Source organism: Enterococcus cecorum (assembly GCF_052119425.1).
Taxonomy (GTDB): Bacteria; Bacillota; Bacilli; order Lactobacillales; family Enterococcaceae; genus Enterococcus_E; species Enterococcus_E cecorum_C.
This window is the reverse complement of sequence record NZ_JBQKFH010000045.1, coordinates 1-15,468: the sequence shown is the minus strand read 5'-3', so window position 1 is coordinate 15,468 and position 15,468 is coordinate 1. Positions and strand designations below refer to the sequence as shown.

16 protein-coding genes and 1 pseudogene are annotated in these 15,468 nt (G+C 35.7%); 3 read left to right on the top strand and 14 right to left on the bottom strand.

Features of this window, described 5'->3' with window-relative positions:
• The first annotated feature begins 230 nt into the window (after nucleotides 1–230).
• Entirely contained in the window at nucleotides 231–611 is a 381-nt protein-coding gene (locus ACTQZM_RS10185; protein WP_349278924.1) for a PH domain-containing protein, read from the top strand.
• A 54-nt stretch (nucleotides 612–665) separates the two neighbouring features.
• On the opposite strand, the gene ACTQZM_RS10180 is transcribed toward ACTQZM_RS10185, so the two are convergent.
• The 3 genes and pseudogenes from ACTQZM_RS10180 to ACTQZM_RS10170 form a co-directional block, all read right to left on the bottom strand.
• Complete coding sequence (locus ACTQZM_RS10180; RefSeq protein WP_441653695.1) at nucleotides 666–908, bottom strand: hypothetical protein; 243 nt, start codon at nucleotides 906–908, stop codon at nucleotides 666–668.
• Nucleotides 909–981: 73 nt separating this feature from the next.
• Complete coding sequence (locus ACTQZM_RS10175) at nucleotides 982–1,203, bottom strand: DUF7675 family protein (RefSeq protein ID WP_168931629.1); 222 nt, start codon at nucleotides 1,201–1,203, stop codon at nucleotides 982–984.
• A 56-nt stretch (nucleotides 1,204–1,259) separates the two neighbouring features.
• Nucleotides 1,260–1,682, bottom strand: a pseudogene (locus ACTQZM_RS10170) (hypothetical protein).
• Between the two features lie 128 nt (nucleotides 1,683–1,810).
• On the opposite strand from ACTQZM_RS10170, the gene ACTQZM_RS10165 reads away from it, so the two are divergent.
• Nucleotides 1,811–2,113, top strand: coding sequence for a DUF898 family protein (locus ACTQZM_RS10165; RefSeq protein ID WP_248628951.1), 303 nt, complete (start codon nucleotides 1,811–1,813; stop codon nucleotides 2,111–2,113).
• A gap of 649 nt (nucleotides 2,114–2,762) precedes the next feature.
• On the opposite strand, the gene ACTQZM_RS10160 is transcribed toward ACTQZM_RS10165, so the two are convergent.
• The 11 genes from ACTQZM_RS10160 to ACTQZM_RS10110 all read right to left on the bottom strand — a co-directional run bounded on the left by ACTQZM_RS10160 (nucleotide 2,763) and on the right by ACTQZM_RS10110 (nucleotide 14,524).
• Entirely contained in the window at nucleotides 2,763–3,011 is a 249-nt protein-coding gene (locus ACTQZM_RS10160; protein ID WP_016251719.1) for a type B 50S ribosomal protein L31, read from the bottom strand.
• Nucleotides 3,012–3,118: 107 nt separating this feature from the next.
• Entirely contained in the window at nucleotides 3,119–4,432 is a 1,314-nt protein-coding gene (gene rho, locus ACTQZM_RS10155; RefSeq protein ID WP_441653694.1) for a transcription termination factor Rho, read from the bottom strand.
• A gap of 7 nt (nucleotides 4,433–4,439) precedes the next feature.
• On the bottom strand, nucleotides 4,440–5,699 hold the full coding sequence (locus ACTQZM_RS10150; protein WP_441653693.1) for a UDP-N-acetylglucosamine 1-carboxyvinyltransferase: 1,260 nt from the start codon (nucleotides 5,697–5,699) through the stop codon (nucleotides 4,440–4,442).
• Nucleotides 5,700–5,882: 183 nt separating this feature from the next.
• Nucleotides 5,883–6,605, bottom strand: a complete 723-nt coding sequence (locus ACTQZM_RS10145) for a GntR family transcriptional regulator (protein WP_441653692.1) — start codon at nucleotides 6,603–6,605, stop codon at nucleotides 5,883–5,885.
• Nucleotides 6,606–6,828: 223 nt separating this feature from the next.
• The gene (locus ACTQZM_RS10140; protein WP_441653691.1) at nucleotides 6,829–7,698 is read right to left on the bottom strand and encodes a class II fructose-bisphosphate aldolase; all 870 of its coding nucleotides are present in this window, start codon (nucleotides 7,696–7,698) and stop codon (nucleotides 6,829–6,831) included.
• A gap of 215 nt (nucleotides 7,699–7,913) precedes the next feature.
• The gene (locus tag ACTQZM_RS10135; protein WP_113784611.1) at nucleotides 7,914–9,515 is read right to left on the bottom strand and encodes a CTP synthase; all 1,602 of its coding nucleotides are present in this window, start codon (nucleotides 9,513–9,515) and stop codon (nucleotides 7,914–7,916) included.
• Between the two features lie 253 nt (nucleotides 9,516–9,768).
• Complete coding sequence (glnA, locus tag ACTQZM_RS10130; RefSeq protein ID WP_248626499.1) at nucleotides 9,769–11,109, bottom strand: type I glutamate--ammonia ligase; 1,341 nt, start codon at nucleotides 11,107–11,109, stop codon at nucleotides 9,769–9,771.
• 43 nt (nucleotides 11,110–11,152) lie between these two features.
• The gene (locus tag ACTQZM_RS10125; RefSeq protein ID WP_248626497.1) at nucleotides 11,153–11,533 is read right to left on the bottom strand and encodes a MerR family transcriptional regulator; all 381 of its coding nucleotides are present in this window, start codon (nucleotides 11,531–11,533) and stop codon (nucleotides 11,153–11,155) included.
• A 296-nt stretch (nucleotides 11,534–11,829) separates the two neighbouring features.
• Complete coding sequence (gene hflX, locus ACTQZM_RS10120) at nucleotides 11,830–13,044, bottom strand: GTPase HflX (protein ID WP_441653690.1); 1,215 nt, start codon at nucleotides 13,042–13,044, stop codon at nucleotides 11,830–11,832.
• Nucleotides 13,045–13,067: 23 nt separating this feature from the next.
• Nucleotides 13,068–13,979 (bottom strand): tRNA (adenosine(37)-N6)-dimethylallyltransferase MiaA, encoded by a 912-nt coding sequence (gene miaA / locus ACTQZM_RS10115; RefSeq protein ID WP_441653689.1) that lies wholly within the window; start codon nucleotides 13,977–13,979, stop codon nucleotides 13,068–13,070.
• A gap of 11 nt (nucleotides 13,980–13,990) precedes the next feature.
• Nucleotides 13,991–14,524 (bottom strand): hypothetical protein, encoded by a 534-nt coding sequence (locus ACTQZM_RS10110; RefSeq protein ID WP_047334480.1) that lies wholly within the window; start codon nucleotides 14,522–14,524, stop codon nucleotides 13,991–13,993.
• Between the two features lie 179 nt (nucleotides 14,525–14,703).
• Here ACTQZM_RS10110 and clpP point away from each other — a divergent pair, with 179 nt between their 5' ends.
• Entirely contained in the window at nucleotides 14,704–15,315 is a 612-nt protein-coding gene (clpP, locus tag ACTQZM_RS10105; protein ID WP_441653696.1) for an ATP-dependent Clp endopeptidase proteolytic subunit ClpP, read from the top strand.
• Nucleotides 15,316–15,468: the final 153 nt, after the last annotated feature.

Here is a 15,468-nt window from a genome sequence, read left to right as displayed (position 1 = left end):
CTAGGGTGGAAAAGTCCAGTTCAATACAGAATTCACCTTATGAGTGCATAAAAAAACGTAGTAGACAAAACTACTACGCTAATAAAGTCTAACTTTTGGGGGTCACATCACTTGAAGGAATACTTCTGGCTGTCTATTTTTTGTAGGTCTAAAATCCGTCTCCAGTACAATTGTCTGCAGATTTTATTCTTGATACAATCAATTTATCAAAACAATTATGAGGTGATGACATGGGATTATTTAACGGTTTATTAGGTAATGCAAGTAAAATGAATATCGAAGTAGCTCAAAAGGAGTTACAAGATGTCTTAATGCCTGAGGAAAAAGTTGATTTAGCCTTTAAACTTGTCCGCGATTTATTAGTTTTTACTGAAAAAAGACTAATTATTGTCGACAAACAAGGCATGACTGGCAAAAAAGCGGAATATAAATCCATTCCTTATCGCTCTATTTCACGCTTTTCAGTGGAAACAAGTGGTCATTTTGACTTAGATGCTGAGTTAAAAATCTGGATCTCTAGTGCCGAACTCCCTGCTGAAAGCTTACAATTCAGAAGTGATGATAGCATTGTGGCCATTCAAAAAGCATTGGCCCAAGCAGTCTTAAACTAAACCTAAAAGAGAACTAGTCCTTTAATTGTTGCGACTAGTTCTCTTTTCTTCTTGCTAAAAAATGATTTGATTCCACAGTTCAATTGGAATGCTTTCAATCTCAGTATTCGTCTCAATAGCCGCGTACACATCACGCTTCATCGCCTCATATCCCTCATTAGCCTCTTCAAGCGTCAAATTTAACGGATCCCACCAACCAATGATTCGCTCTGGAAATTTTGTATCGAAGTGTTTTTCATACTCTAATTCTAAATCTCTAACTGCTTGGCCAAATTCATCAAAGTTTTTAAATCGCATTTCTACCACCCTTACCTTCTACTTAGATATATTTAGTAAATGGTTTTTACCTTTTTCTATAGTTACGACTTTTTTAATTTTCAAATCTATTTTGAAAAAATTCACTCCAGAACGGGTTCTCACGATTGAAAACTGCTATTTCTTCTTCAGTCATGGCATATGGATAGTCGGTAAACAAGTTGTAAATTTTCTTTTTATCAAATGAGAAAAGATGCAGTCCGACTCTGTCCATATTGTCCACCCACCAAATTTGGTCGGCATCATTTTCTTTATAAAAATAAATCTCATCCGACATATCCTATACTTCCTTTCAAAAATATCAGTGGATTTTGGGGAACTGTTCATTATTCTTTACTCTTCGCTTAAAAATGAAATCGCTTTTTGATATTTTGCTACTCTTTTTCTATCTCTATCTGTAACATTGGCTAATCTTGAAAGATCAGAATTATGCTTCAAATCGGCCAACTTTACTTGTCTGGCTAATGGATTTTACTTTACACGTAATATATATTCTTCGTAGTTTTCATTACGTTTCTTAGTTAGGATTCCAACGGCTTGAACAACCTCTTCAGGTAAGCCCTCCATGCGTAAATCCTCTAGCGTCCAATCCGAATCTTCTACTACATCATGCAATAATGCCACCGTTTTAGCTAGCTCACCTTCTACCAAACTTGCAACAAAGAGTGGATGCTGGATATAATCCACCCCTGCTTTATCAACTTGACCTTTATGCGCATCCTCTGCTATCGCTAAAGATTGCTGATATAACAACATTTGACACCTCCTATTCTCCATTTCATCTTACACTTCTCATTCTAAATCTATTTTCTTAAAATTCCAATTGCTTTTTTCCAGAAAATAATATAAGATACATTCGTTATAAAAAAGGAGGCATAATTATTATGAATGAATCTTATTTTGATGGTGGTTTAGCTACCTATATCGGCACTTATCTACTAGCGGCAATTATTACAATTTGTACATTTGGTATCTGTACACCTTGGGGAATTTGCCTGCTGTATAATTGGAAAATCAAGCATACCGTCATCAATGGACGCAGACTTTATTTCGATGGAACTGCCATGCAATTATTTGGTAACTGGATCAAATGGTTCCTACTCACCATTATTACTTTAGGTATCTATAGTTTTTGGCTCAATATCAAGCTAGAACAATGGAAAGTCAAACATACACACTTTATCTAATACGTTTACGGAGGACTTATGATAACGAAATACTTCTATATCATGATGCTCCTCTTTAGTTTAATTTGCTTGTTTTTAATTCACTTCCTTCATGGCTTGCTGCAATATATGCCATTTGCTTTGTGGGAATGATTATCAAGAGAATGAAAAAATTAGTATCCTTATCCAAACATACCAGATTAAAAAAATGAAACACAACGGATGTGAATAGTTAATGCTTAAGTTAATTATTGTAAGTATTATTGCTATAATCGTTGTACTTTTTGTCAGACTGTCCAATTTAAAATATATCAAGCAAGATTTAGCGCAAGAATTAGATGAACTCGAACATAAACAGAAAATAAAAAAAGGTGAAACTAAAATCTGAAAAAAAGGCCATACCATATTTAAATTAGAACGAATCCCTTTTGACTGGCAAGCACTTATTGTGTATATTTTACTTATTTCCATAATTATTTGGCTTATCATAAAATAAATAAACCAACGAGACTGCAGATATGTTCGCAAAATACCTCAAAATAAATTAATTAAACAAGGGGTAGTCAAAAGGGTAGTCAAAAGAAAAAATCGACACTCCAGATAAAAGCTAGAGTGCCAATAAACGTTGCTATAACAATGTTTTGAATGAGATTCTCGTGCAAGGACGGAATTAATTTGTGAAACCGTATTTTTTGTTGAAACGATCCACGCGTCCGTCTGCTTGAGTGAATTTTTGACGACCAGTGTAGAATGGGTGTGAATCTGATGTCACTTCGACACGGATTAATGGATAAGTGTTTCCATCTTCCCATTCAACTGTTTCGTTTGAAGTTTTAGTTGAACCTGATAAAAATTTGAATCCTGTTGTAGAATCCATAAATACTACTGGATGGTAATCTGGATGAATATTTGCTTTCATGTTTTTCTCTCCTTTGCCCTGGTCCATTTGCTGAGCCAGAGTTATTCTTCGTTGACATACAACAAACTTATCTTAGCAAAATCCATTTGTACTGTCAATCGTTTTAGCTAATTTTTCTTGATATAACGTCTGTTTGGTCGGATGGTTTTTTCTTCATTCTCAAAAGTAATATCTTGAAAGGCTTGGATAAATTCTTCATTATTCTTCGTTTTACGCAAAATCTGAATAAATTGCTCAGTATAATCCAACGAGTCACCGACCATATTCTTACGTAAGCGCCAAGTCTCTTCTAGTTGTTCTTCTGACATGAGTAAATCTTCTTTACGTGTACCTGATTTCTTCATATCAATAGCTGGGAAAATACGACGTTCAGCTAGTTGACGAGAAAGCTGTAATTCCATATTTCCTGTACCCTTGAACTCTTCATAAATGACATCATCCATGCGACTGCCCGTATCCACTAAGGCTGTAGCTAAAATTGTTAAACTACCTCCTTCTTCAATATTACGGGCTGCCCCAAAGAATTTTTTAGGTTTATACAAAGCAGCCGGATCAATCCCTCCACTTAAGGTACGGCCACTTGGCGGAACAACCAAATTATAAGCACGAGCAAGACGGGTAATACTATCCATCAAAATCACAACATCACGCTTATCTTCTACCAATCGCATCGCTCGTTCTAAAACTAACTCCGAAACGCGTGTATGATTGCTAGGTTGTAAATCAAAAGTAGAATATACGACATCCCCTTTGACACTGCGTTCTAAATCAGTTACTTCTTCTGGACGTTCATCAATTAACAAGACAATCAATTCAACATCTGGATGATTTTCAGTAATCCCATTGGCAATTTCTTTTAAAATCGTGGTTTTACCAGCCTTTGGAGGAGCCACAATCAAACCACGTTGCCCAAATCCCACAGGCGCAAACATATCAATCATCCGTGTCGTCAAAATATTGCCTTTCGTTGATAATTGAATTTGTTTATTTGGATATAAAGGCGTTAATGCCGGAAAATGTGGACGTTGTTTGGCTTCTTCAGGATCTTTACCATTCACACTTTCAACATGCATCAACCCATAATAACGTTCACTTTCCTTGGGTGGACGGGCTTTACCTGCGACTTTATCCCCTATCCGCAAGCCAAAACGTCGAATTTGCGAAGAAGAAATATAAATATCTTCAGCACTCGGGCCATAGTTAATTGGTCGCAAAAATCCATAGCCGTCTTGATGGGTAATGTCTAAGATACCTTCCATATAGAAGAAACCTTGCTTTTCTGCCTGTGCACGGATAACTGCTAGTGAAAGTTCTTTTTTATTCATTTGACTGTAGTAAGGAATCTTAAACTCGCGTGCATATGTATAGATTTCTTTTAAAGTTTTGTTTTCTAACTCAGCCATTGTTAAATAATCACTCACGCCCGAATCACTCCTCAATCATTTGAATATCTGCCCCTAAAGCAGTTAGTTTTTCAATAATATGGTCATACCCACGTAAAATATTTTCTACTTTGGAAATCTTTGTCGTACCCTCTGCCATTAAGCCCGCAATCACAAGACAAGCCCCGGCACGTAAATCAGAAGCGGCTACCTCTGCACCGGTTAGATGCGCTGTATGACCAAGATACATATAATTTCCTTCAACTTTTGCATTTCCACCCATACGAGCCAATTCAGGAATATGTCCAACACGTTTAGGATAAATCGTATCAATAATTTCTGAAGTACCTTGTGCTTTAAACAGTAATGGTGTAATTGGTTGTTGTAAATCAGTCGCAAATCCAGGATACGGGAAAGTTTTAACGCTGATTGGATTTAACTTTTCTGCAGGATAGACATAAATACTATCTTCAGAAATATCCATTCGCACACCCATTTCTTCTAATTTAGCAATAAAACTTTCTAAGTGTTCGAAAATCACATTTTTAACCGTCACCCCTTGTCCTACCGCAGCAGCCATTGAAAGATAGGTACCTGCTTCAATACGGTCAGGAATAATCATATGACGACATCCATGTAAATGCTCAACACCTTCAATTCGGATTTCATTGGTTCCAGCCCCACGAATTTTCGCACCCATATTATTTAATAAAGTCGCTACATCGATAATTTCAGGTTCGCGAGCGGCATTTTCAATAATCGTCTTGCCTTTTGCCTTCACAGCTGCCAACATCACATTAATTGTAGCCCCAATCGAAACCATATCCATATAGATACGTTCTCCTTGAAGACCTTTCTCATCAGTGCGCAAATACATCGCTCCTTGTTCGTTGGTCACTGTAGCACCTAAAGTTTCAAATCCTTTAATATGCAAATCAATTGGACGAGGACCTAAATTACAGCCACCAGGTAAGCCAACAACCCCTTCACCAAACTTTGCTAATAATGCACCCATAAAATAGTAGGAAGCACGTAAGCTATTGATTTTACCACTTGGCATCGGAATAGAGACAATTTCTCTTGGGTCAATTTCTAAAGTATTATTTTCAAACTTCACTTTTACACCCATAATTTCCAAGATTTCCATTAATGAGTGAACATCTTGAATATCCGGAACACCTTCTAAGATTACTGGAGAATCCGCTAAAATAGCAGCCGGAATTAAGGCCACTGCACTATTTTTAGCGCCTGATATCGTTACTTCTCCTTTTAATGGACGATTTCCATTAATGACTATTTTTTTCATATATATTCACCTTTAACTAAAGAATTATTGCGAGATTTTTACTCATCCTTAATATTTTATCATAGAAAATCTTTAGAAAAAAGAAATAAGAATAAACTCTTAAAAAAACATTTGTCTATTTAATTTATCTATTAAAGCAAAAAAACAGATACCTTTACAATGATATCTGTCTATTATTATCTATTAATCTAGTTGATAGACGGAAATAATTTGCCCATTATCAGAACCGTATCGAATCTCAGCTAAAAAACAAGGAACGCCGCTATTAAAATAAGTAGTTTGTTCTATTCTTAAGACTACCTGATGTTCATCCACACACAAATACTTTTTATCATAAAAATCAGGAAAGTCAGCAGTAATTTTTAGTAATGATTTAGCTAATTTTTGTTTTGTTTGGATATAAATATATTCATAGAGCGAATCTTCTAAGTCATCCATTTGTAATTCTGGAAAGTATTTTTGTGGAATTAATAAATATTCTAGACGTAAAGGTTCGCTATTTACATAACGTAACCGAGTAATATCATAGACCAATTCATTGGGTTTTAGCATTAATTTAGTTGCTTCGTCTTCATCAAGCGGACGAACATCAAAAGAAATCATCCGACTACTTACTTTATAATCTTTAGATGATACTAAATGCATATCAATGTCTTTGTTTTGATTTGTCATATAATCAGAATATAGGACTCCTGCATCTTTGACAATTGTCCCGACCCCTTTTTTTGACAATAAAAAGCCCTCCATAGATAAAACTCGCAAGGCTTTTTGTATCGTAATTCTACTTGTATGATATTGTTCGGCTAAATCAAATTGTTTCGGTAAATAATCTCCAGCATGATAATAACCCGATTGAATTTTTTTTCGGATATCAGCGGAAATTTCCTTATATCCATAATTTCCCATATCAATCCCTCGTTCATAAAAAAACAAGACTAACAATTAAATACATTATTCACTTTTATCTACAATACTATTATACACTAAATAAAAATAAAATGTATCAGTATAAATTAAATAATCATATTATCTTGACAATAATATGGAATAGTTGGATTGAAAGGTGTAAAAAAAACATCACCTACAAAAAATGTAGATGATGCTTTAATTTGCAATTTGCGTAAATCAATTAAGCTTTGTTAGCTGAACCGAACCAGTCGATGTGTTCTTCAGCATCTTTAACGATAGCTGCTTTACCAGGAGCTAATAATTTACGTGGGTCGAATCCTTTACCTTCTAAATCTTTACCAGCTTCGATGTATTCACGAGTAGCTTTAGCAAATGATAATTGGAATTCAGTGTTAACGTTAACTTTAGAAACACCCATTTTAATTGCTTTTTCGATTTGTTCTTGAGGAATACCTGATCCACCATGTAATACTAATGGTACATCGTGACCTACAGCATCAGCAATTGCTTGTAAGTGATCAAAAGCAAGACCTTGCCAGTTTTCTGGGTATACACCGTGAATGTTACCAATACCACAAGCTAAGAAGTCGATACCTGTAGCAACGATTTGTTTACATTCTTCGATATCAGCTAATTCACCAGCACCGATAACGCCGTCTTCTTCACCACCGATTGAACCAACTTCACATTCAACAGAAACACCTTTAGCATGTGCTTTAGCTACAACGTCTTTAGCTTTTTCTAAGTTTTCTTCAAATGGTAAGTGAGAACCATCAAACATTACTGAAGTATAACCAGCTTCGATACATTCTAAAGCTGCTTCGTATGTACCATGGTCTAAGTGTAAAACTACTGGCACAGTGATGTTCATTGATTCGATTAAGTTTTCTACTAAGTTTTTAACAACTTTATAGCCACCCATGTATTTAGCAGCACCCATAGAAGTTTGGATTAAAACTGGCGCATTCTTAGCTTGAGCAGCTTCTAAGATTGCTTGAGTCCATTCTAAGTTATTTGTGTTGAACGCACCTACAGCGTATCCACCTTTACGTGCTGCCTTGAAAATTTCAGTACCTGATACTAATGGCATAATTAATTCCTCCTAAGTATTAGAAAAACTTTTATTTGTTAAGCTATACTTAACCAACATGTATATTTTAGCAAAATTTTTCACGAATTACTAGCATTATCGCTATAAAAATTTAACTTTTTTCAAAAATAACCGAAAAGAACAGCTTTTCATTTCGAAATATTTTCTGAAAATAAAATTAAGCACCTGACAATTGGCCGAGTGCTAAAAATATATTATTGATTATCTAAAGAAGCTTTAACAAAGGCTTTAATTAAGCGTTGTGGACGGTTAGGACGAGAAATCAACTCTGGATGGAATTGGCAACCAACGAAGAATTTTTTCTCTGGTAATTCCACGATTTCCACTAAGCGATTGTCTGGAGAAACCCCTGAAAAGACTAAGCCGTGTGCTTCAAACATTTCACGGTATTTATTATTGAATTCATAGCGATGACGATGACGTTCTTGTACGACTTCTTGATTATCGTAAGCCGCGGCTGTTTTGGTGCCTTTTTTCAATTTGCAAGGATATAAACCTAAACGTAATGTACCACCTAAGTTTTCAACATTTTCTTGGTCAGCCATTAAGTCAATAATATTATTTTTAATTCCTGGATGATTTTCAGCGGTATGTGCATCTTCTAGACCCACGACATTGCGCGCAAATTCCACACACGCCATTTGCATCCCAAGACAAATACCTAAGAATGGAATATCATTTTCACGGGCATAACGAATGGCTTCAATCTTACCTTCTACCCCACGATCACCAAAACCACCTGGAACTAAGATACCATCTACATCACTTAAGTAATCCGCTACATTTTCACGGGTTAACTCATGTGATTTCACCCATTTCAAGTCAATATCAGCATCAAAGGCAAAACCTGAATGTTTCAAACTTTCAACCACTGAGATATAAGCATCTGGTAATTCGACATATTTACCGACTAAAGCGATTTTGACCGTTTTCTTCAAGTTCAAGACACGATTTTCTAATTCTTTCCATTCAGTCATATCCGCAGCAGGCACATCTAATTTAAGATGATCGCAAACAATTTGGTCCATGCCTTGTTTTTGTAAGTTCAACGGAATAGAGTATAAAGTTTCAACGTCGCGTGACTCAATCACTGCTTCTGGCGCCACATCACAAAATTGCGCTAATTTATTCTTCGTTCCTTGTGAAATTGGTTGTTCAGTACGTACGACAAGGATGTTTGGTTGAATCCCTAAACCACGTAATTCTTTGACGCTGTGTTGGGTTGGTTTAGTTTTCATTTCACCAGCAGCTTTTAAATACGGAATCAAAGTAGTGTGAATATACATTACATTATCAGAACCTACATCTGCCTTCATTTGGCGTAATGCTTCTAAAAATGGTAATGATTCGATATCTCCAACCGTACCACCGACTTCTGTAATAATCACATCAGAATCGGTTAGGCTCGCAGCACGCATAATTTTTTCTTTAATTTCATTGGTGATATGAGGAATCACTTGAACAGTCGCCCCTAAGTATTCCCCTTTACGTTCTTTACGCAATACTTCTGAATAAATCTTACCTGTCGTAACGTTTGAGTATTTGTTTAAATTAATATCAATGAAACGTTCATAGTGTCCAAGGTCAAGGTCAGTTTCGGCACCATCATCGGTAACGAATACTTCCCCATGTTGATATGGGCTCATCGTACCAGGGTCCACATTAATATATGGGTCAAATTTTTGAATCGTTACTTTCAAGCCACGATTTTTTAGTAGTCGTCCTAATGATGCAGCGACAATTCCTTTACCAATTGAAGAAACAACGCCACCAGTTACAAAGATATATTTTGTCATTTCATTTCTCCTTTACGTGTTTTCAGGAAGATTCATAAAATAAAAGACGCCCCCTATCCAATCAAAATCAGAATGAATAGGGAGCAATTATTTACACGAATCTGACTCTTAAATTTTAAGAGTGCCCAAGCAATATACTACAGGGTCAAGCAAGAGATGTCAACTACTTACTGAAAATTTTCTTGCCCCCTAAACAGCTAAAACTAACAAACAAACCGCTGGAAGCTTTGTGCTCCAACGGTTTATTTTCATCTTAATATAATTCTAAGTATTGTTCTCTTTCCCATTCTGAAACAGTTTGTCTGAATGATGCCCATTCCATACGTTTTGCTTCAACAAAGTTAGAGAAGATGTGTTGACCTAAAGCATTTACCATTACAGGGTCTACACGCAATTCTTTAATCGCATTGTGTAATGTAGAAGGAAGATCTTTAATTAATGCTTCTGCGCGTTCTTCTTCATTCATGATGTAGATATTGCGGTCTACTGCTGGTGGTGGTGTTAATTCACGAGTGATACCATCTAAACCAGCTTCTAATAATACAGCCATTGCTAAATATGGGTTAGCAGCTGGGTCTACTGAACGTAATTCTAAACGAGTAGATAAACCACGTGATTCTGGCACACGAATTAATGGTGAACGGTTGCGACCTGACCAAGCTACATATACTGGCGCTTCATAACCAGGAACTAAACGTTTGTATGAGTTAACGGTTGGGTTACATACTGCTGTGTAAGCACGAGCATGCTCGATTAATCCACCTAGGAAATGATAAGCTGTTTGACTTAATTGTAATGGACCTTCTGGATCAAAAAAGACATTTTGATCATCTTTGAATAAAGACATATTACAGTGCATACCTGAACCATTGATACCAAATAAAGGTTTTGGCATAAATGTTGCATGTAAGCCATGTTTACGAGCAATTGTTTTAACCACTAATTTGAAGGTTTGGATATTATCACAAGCTTCGATAACATCAGCATATTTGAAGTCAATTTCATGTTGACCAGGTGCTACTTCGTGGTGAGATGCTTCTACTTCAAATCCTAAACTTTCTAACTCTAACACAATATCACGACGGCAATTTTCACCTAAATCGGTTGGTGCAAAGTCAAAATAACCACCTTTATCGTTCAATGTCTTCGTTACTTTACCATCTTCATCAAGTTTGAATAAGAAGAATTCTGGTTCAGGACCTAAGTTAAATGCTGTGAAGCCCATTTCTTGCATGTGTTTTAAGGCACGTTTTAAGTTACCACGAGGGTCACCAGCAAAAGGCGTACCATCTGGATTATAAATATCACAGATTAAACGAGCTACTTTTCCATGTTCGCTTTCCCATGGGAAGATCATCCATGTTGATAAATCTGGATATAAATACATATCACTTTCTTCAATACGTACGAAACCTTCAATAGATGAACCGTCGAACATCATTTTGTTTTCTAATACTTTGTTTAATTGACTTACTGGAACTTCAACGTTTTTGATTGTACCCATGATATCTGTAAACATCAAGCGTAAGAAACGTACATTTTCGTCTTTAGCGATGCGTTTGATATCTTCTACAGTATAATTTGCTTTTGCCATAATATCCCGCCTTTATTTCTCTACTCATTTTATTTCCACAGCATCACAACATACGATTGTTCTGCTGATATGGATGTTGTTGATTTAAACGACTTTGTGTCATCATTTCATCATAAAAAATTCTTCTGACATCTTTATCCGTAAGTGGCTTCTTGGCTTTTTCTGCTTGCTTTTCTTTTTGTTTTAATTCATACATTCGCTTTATACCAGCCATATTTAAGCCGTCTGCTAAGTAATCTTTAATTTCTAACAAAACATCGATGTCATTTAATGAAAACAAGCGACGATTTCCCTCACTACGTTGTGGCTTAATCAGCCCTTGTTCTTCATAGTAACGAATTTGTCTAGCTGACAGATCCGTCAACTTCATCACTGTACCAATCGGAAAAACAGATAGGCTCTTGCGCAATTCTTTTTCTCCCATCCAATTCCTCCTCGCCTTCGTTTTGTTAGTATTTTCTGAAAACTTATCCATACTATACCAAGTTCGGAAATAGTTGTCAACCTCATATGTTAGAAAACCTTACATGGAATAAAAATTTTTTCAAAAAAACTTAATAAGTATTGATTTATCAACATTTATCAACAAAGGAATTTTTAAAATAAAATAAATAAAAGATTTAAATATTGAACATTATCTGTATAGACCATTTAGAATGTTCATCAAATACAATAAAAAAACCAGAAATCGGCTTACAGGTTCCGTTTCTGGTTAAGCAATTATTTGGGACTAAAACCACAAATAATATATTTTTGTTTGGACTCATCATAATTTTGTGAAGTCACAATTGTTTCACGCTTATATTTATAAATTTCGCTTGCTTGATTATCTGCCAATTCAACCATATAAGGCTCGAATTGTTCCATTAACTGTTGCTTTATAGCCTGAATTAAGGCTTCTTTTCCCTTGCTGCTTTTTGCTGAGATACAAACATTTGGGAATAAGGTCGGTACAAAGTCCTCTTCTTTCATCAAGTCTGCTTTATTATAGACGGTTAATACTGGGGTATCGATAATCTCTAGTTGTTGCATTAAATCAAATACTGTTTTTTCGTGTAATAAACGGTCTTTGGCATGCGCATCAACAACATGCAATAGAAAATCCATAGACTTACTTTCTTCAAGCGTTGATTGGAAGGCATCGATTAATTGCGTCGGTAAATCTTGAATAAAACCTACTGTATCTGTAATAGTCATTTCAAACCCTTCTGGAAGTCGCCATTTTTTTGTTAGTGGATCCAAAGTAGCGAAAAGTTGGTCTTGTTCATATGTGTTAGCCGTCGTTAATATATTCATAATTGTTGATTTACCAGCGTTTGTATAACCAATTAAACCAATTTGATAGACTTGTTTATTTTTACGTTGCTCTCTTGTACGCTCCCGATGCTGCTCGACTTCTTTTAGTTCATTTCTAATTTGGGTAATTTTATTGCGAATATGCCGACGGTCTACTTCTAGTTTTGTTTCACCAGGACCACGCGTCCCAATGCCCCCACCTAAACGCGACATAGAAGCACCCATCCCAGTTAAACGTGGTAATAAATACTCCAATTGAGCGAGAGAGACTTGTAATTTTCCTTCTTTTGAGCGTGCACGAATCGCAAAAATATCAAGAATCAGTTGCACACGATCAAGGACTCTTACCCCTAGTTCTTCGGTCAATATTTTTCCTTGACGTGGGGTTAACTCATGATTAAAGATGACTAAATTGGCTTCGTACGCATCAATAAGTTGTTTGAGTTCTGCTAGTTTTCCTTTACCTATAATGGTTTGACGATCAACTTGTGGTCGCTTTTGTTTCAAAATAAAAACGATTTCGCCGTCTGCTGTTTTCGTTAATCCTCGTAATTCGTCCATCGATGTGTCAAAAATCGCAAAGTTCTCTTCCGTTTCCACACCGACTAAAATGACTTTATCTTTTTCTTTTTCAGGCATTTGATTCACCTCTCATCTCTAAATTATTTCCTTAACCAATCACTTATTGCTAATTCTAAGTCAGCTTGATTTTCTGGATGTAAAACTAAATCCACCCAATTCAAGTCCATACGATTTCTAAACCAGGTTAATTGGCGTTTGGCATATCTTCTAGAATTTTGTTGGATGGCTGCAATCACTTCCTCTAAGCTAGCTTTACCATTAAAATACGGCAAAAACTCTTTATAGCCAATTCCTTTAGCAGCTTGACTATCTGGATAATCTAGAATAAAACGGGCTTCTTGCTCCAAACCTGACTGCATCATGATTTCGACCCGTTTATTAATTCGCTCATATAATAAAGTCCGCTCAGTATTTAAGCAAATGCCAAATGTATCAAAAATTGCTTCATTGTCTTGTTGCGCAAAAATACTTTTATTAGTCAGTTCAAAAACTTCCAACGCACGAATCACCTTACGTACATTATGGTAATCAATCTTTTCAGCGGCCAAAGAATCAACGCGTGCTAGTTCTTGCCATAATGCCTTATCACCATATTGATCAGCAAACCCCTGATATTTTTGACGAATCGTACCATCTGTATCTTCACTTGCTCCTAATTGATAATCTTCAATCAAAGCCTGTAGATAGAGTCCCGTGCCACCAACAACAATCGGTAAATGCCCACGAGCAGTAATTTCTTGAATTTTTTGTTTTGCCAAGGTAATGAATTCAGACACGTTAAAGCCCTCAGCCACCGTTTTAATATTCAACAAATGATGCATAATTCCTGCCATTTCTTCCCTTGTGACTTTAGCGGTACCAATATCTAGCCCTTTGTAAACTTGCATGGAATCGCCATTAATAATTTCCCCATTAAATTTTTGGGCTAACTCGATACTAAGTGCAGTTTTTCCCACCGCAGTAGGACCTGCTATGACAATAATTTTTTCCATTCCACTTTCCTTTATAATGTTTTTGAAAAATAAGCGAGTGGTTTATCTGTCAATTGTTTCATCTGAATTTTGCGTTCATAAATTAATTCAGTTAGTTCATCTGAAAATTGCTCTAAAACCACACGACCGCCTTTATAAGCATAAGCGCCAAATTGGACAGTTTCTTCCGGTGTTAAAACCACTTTTCTAGTTGCAATCTTTTGGAAAAATTCATCTAAAATATGATTTGGTAAGTAAAAGCTATTAGATGAAGCAAACGATTGTAAATAAACATAATCATCAATGGTGATATAGCAATCATCAAAAGCATCAAAACTAACATACTTATCCATCATCATTACACGTTTTTCAAGTAATTCGCGAATTTTTTTATTCAACAATACTAATAATTCAATTTCTTTGACTTTGTGTTCAAGCATCCGCATCTTGACTTGGCGTCGTTCGTCATATCTTACTCGTAAGCTATTGGTAATTAAGACAATCACCGCCCCTAAAATAACGCCAATAAAAGCAGAAATAACTTCATTTAAAGCAATCCATTTCATTTTATCTATCCTCTTTTTTTCTGATTGATTCTAGAATTAATTATAGCATAAAGCGATAATTTCACCAAAAACAATTTGTTTGACCTTTATTGACCAAAAGTGTATACTTCATATTAGCAATTTACTAAGATATTTGCTAAAATAAGGTAAATGAATTTATGAACAACGATTTTTTCGTTATGAAGGAGGATGCTAGGATGAACTTAATTCCTACAGTTATCGAACAATCATCTCGTGGCGAACGTGCTTATGATATTTACTCTCGCCTATTAAAAGACCGAATCATTATGTTAAGCGGACCAGTTACAGATGATTTAGCCAACTCAATTATCTCACAATTACTATTCTTAGATGCCCAAGATTCTGAAAAAGACATCTACCTTTACATCAACTCACCTGGTGGTAGCGTAACTGCTGGTTTGGCTATTTACGATACCATGAACTTTGTTAAAGCAGATGTCCAAACCATCGTTATGGGTATGGCTGCCTCTATGGGTAGTTTCTTACTAACTGCTGGTACTAAAGGAAAACGTTTTGCTTTACCTAATGCAGAAATTATGATTCACCAACCACTAGGCGGAGCGCAAGGACAAGCAACTGAAATTGAAATTGCTGCCCGTCATATCTTAAAGACACGTGAACGTTTAAATAAAATTTTAGCAGAACGTACTGGTCAACCAATCGAAGTTATTGAAAAAGACACTGATCGCGATAACTTTATGACAGCACTAGAAGCCAAAGATTATGGTTTGATTGATGAAATTATGGTTAGCAGCAAAAACTTAAAATAATTGATTCATTAAATAATTATTGAAGCGACTCCTGTTGATTTTTGTACCGACCCCCAAAAGTTAGACCATAAAATCTAACAATTGGAGGTCGGTATTTTTATGTCCAAATATTCTTTTGAGTTTAAAAAGCAAGTTGTAAATGCTTATCTTAAT

Bases quoted from the DNA above. Each gene is read 5' to 3' on its own strand.
- ACTQZM_RS10185 (WP_349278924.1), top strand. From the start codon at position 231: ATGGGATTATTTAACGGTTTATTAGGTAATGCAAGTAAAATGAATATC.
- ACTQZM_RS10180 (WP_441653695.1), bottom strand. From the start codon at position 908: ATGCGATTTAAAAACTTTGATGAATTTGGCCAAGCAGTTAGAGATTTA.
- ACTQZM_RS10175 (WP_168931629.1), bottom strand. From the start codon at position 1,203: ATGTCGGATGAGATTTATTTTTATAAAGAAAATGATGCCGACCAAATT.
- ACTQZM_RS10165 (WP_248628951.1), top strand. From the start codon at position 1,811: ATGAATGAATCTTATTTTGATGGTGGTTTAGCTACCTATATCGGCACT.
- ACTQZM_RS10160 (WP_016251719.1), bottom strand. From the start codon at position 3,011: ATGAAAGCAAATATTCATCCAGATTACCATCCAGTAGTATTTATGGAT.
- ACTQZM_RS10150 (WP_441653693.1), bottom strand. From the start codon at position 5,699: ATGAAAAAAATAGTCATTAATGGAAATCGTCCATTAAAAGGAGAAGTA.
- ACTQZM_RS10145 (WP_441653692.1), bottom strand. From the start codon at position 6,605: ATGGGAAATTATGGATATAAGGAAATTTCCGCTGATATCCGAAAAAAA.
- ACTQZM_RS10140 (WP_441653691.1), bottom strand. From the start codon at position 7,698: ATGCCATTAGTATCAGGTACTGAAATTTTCAAGGCAGCACGTAAAGGT.
- ACTQZM_RS10135 (WP_113784611.1), bottom strand. From the start codon at position 9,515: ATGACAAAATATATCTTTGTAACTGGTGGCGTTGTTTCTTCAATTGGT.
- glnA (WP_248626499.1), bottom strand. From the start codon at position 11,109: ATGGCAAAAGCAAATTATACTGTAGAAGATATCAAACGCATCGCTAAA.
- ACTQZM_RS10125 (WP_248626497.1), bottom strand. From the start codon at position 11,533: ATGGGAGAAAAAGAATTGCGCAAGAGCCTATCTGTTTTTCCGATTGGT.
- hflX (WP_441653690.1), bottom strand. From the start codon at position 13,044: ATGCCTGAAAAAGAAAAAGATAAAGTCATTTTAGTCGGTGTGGAAACG.
- miaA (WP_441653689.1), bottom strand. From the start codon at position 13,979: ATGGAAAAAATTATTGTCATAGCAGGTCCTACTGCGGTGGGAAAAACT.
- ACTQZM_RS10110 (WP_047334480.1), bottom strand. From the start codon at position 14,524: ATGAAATGGATTGCTTTAAATGAAGTTATTTCTGCTTTTATTGGCGTT.
- clpP (WP_441653696.1), top strand. From the start codon at position 14,704: ATGAAGGAGGATGCTAGGATGAACTTAATTCCTACAGTTATCGAACAA.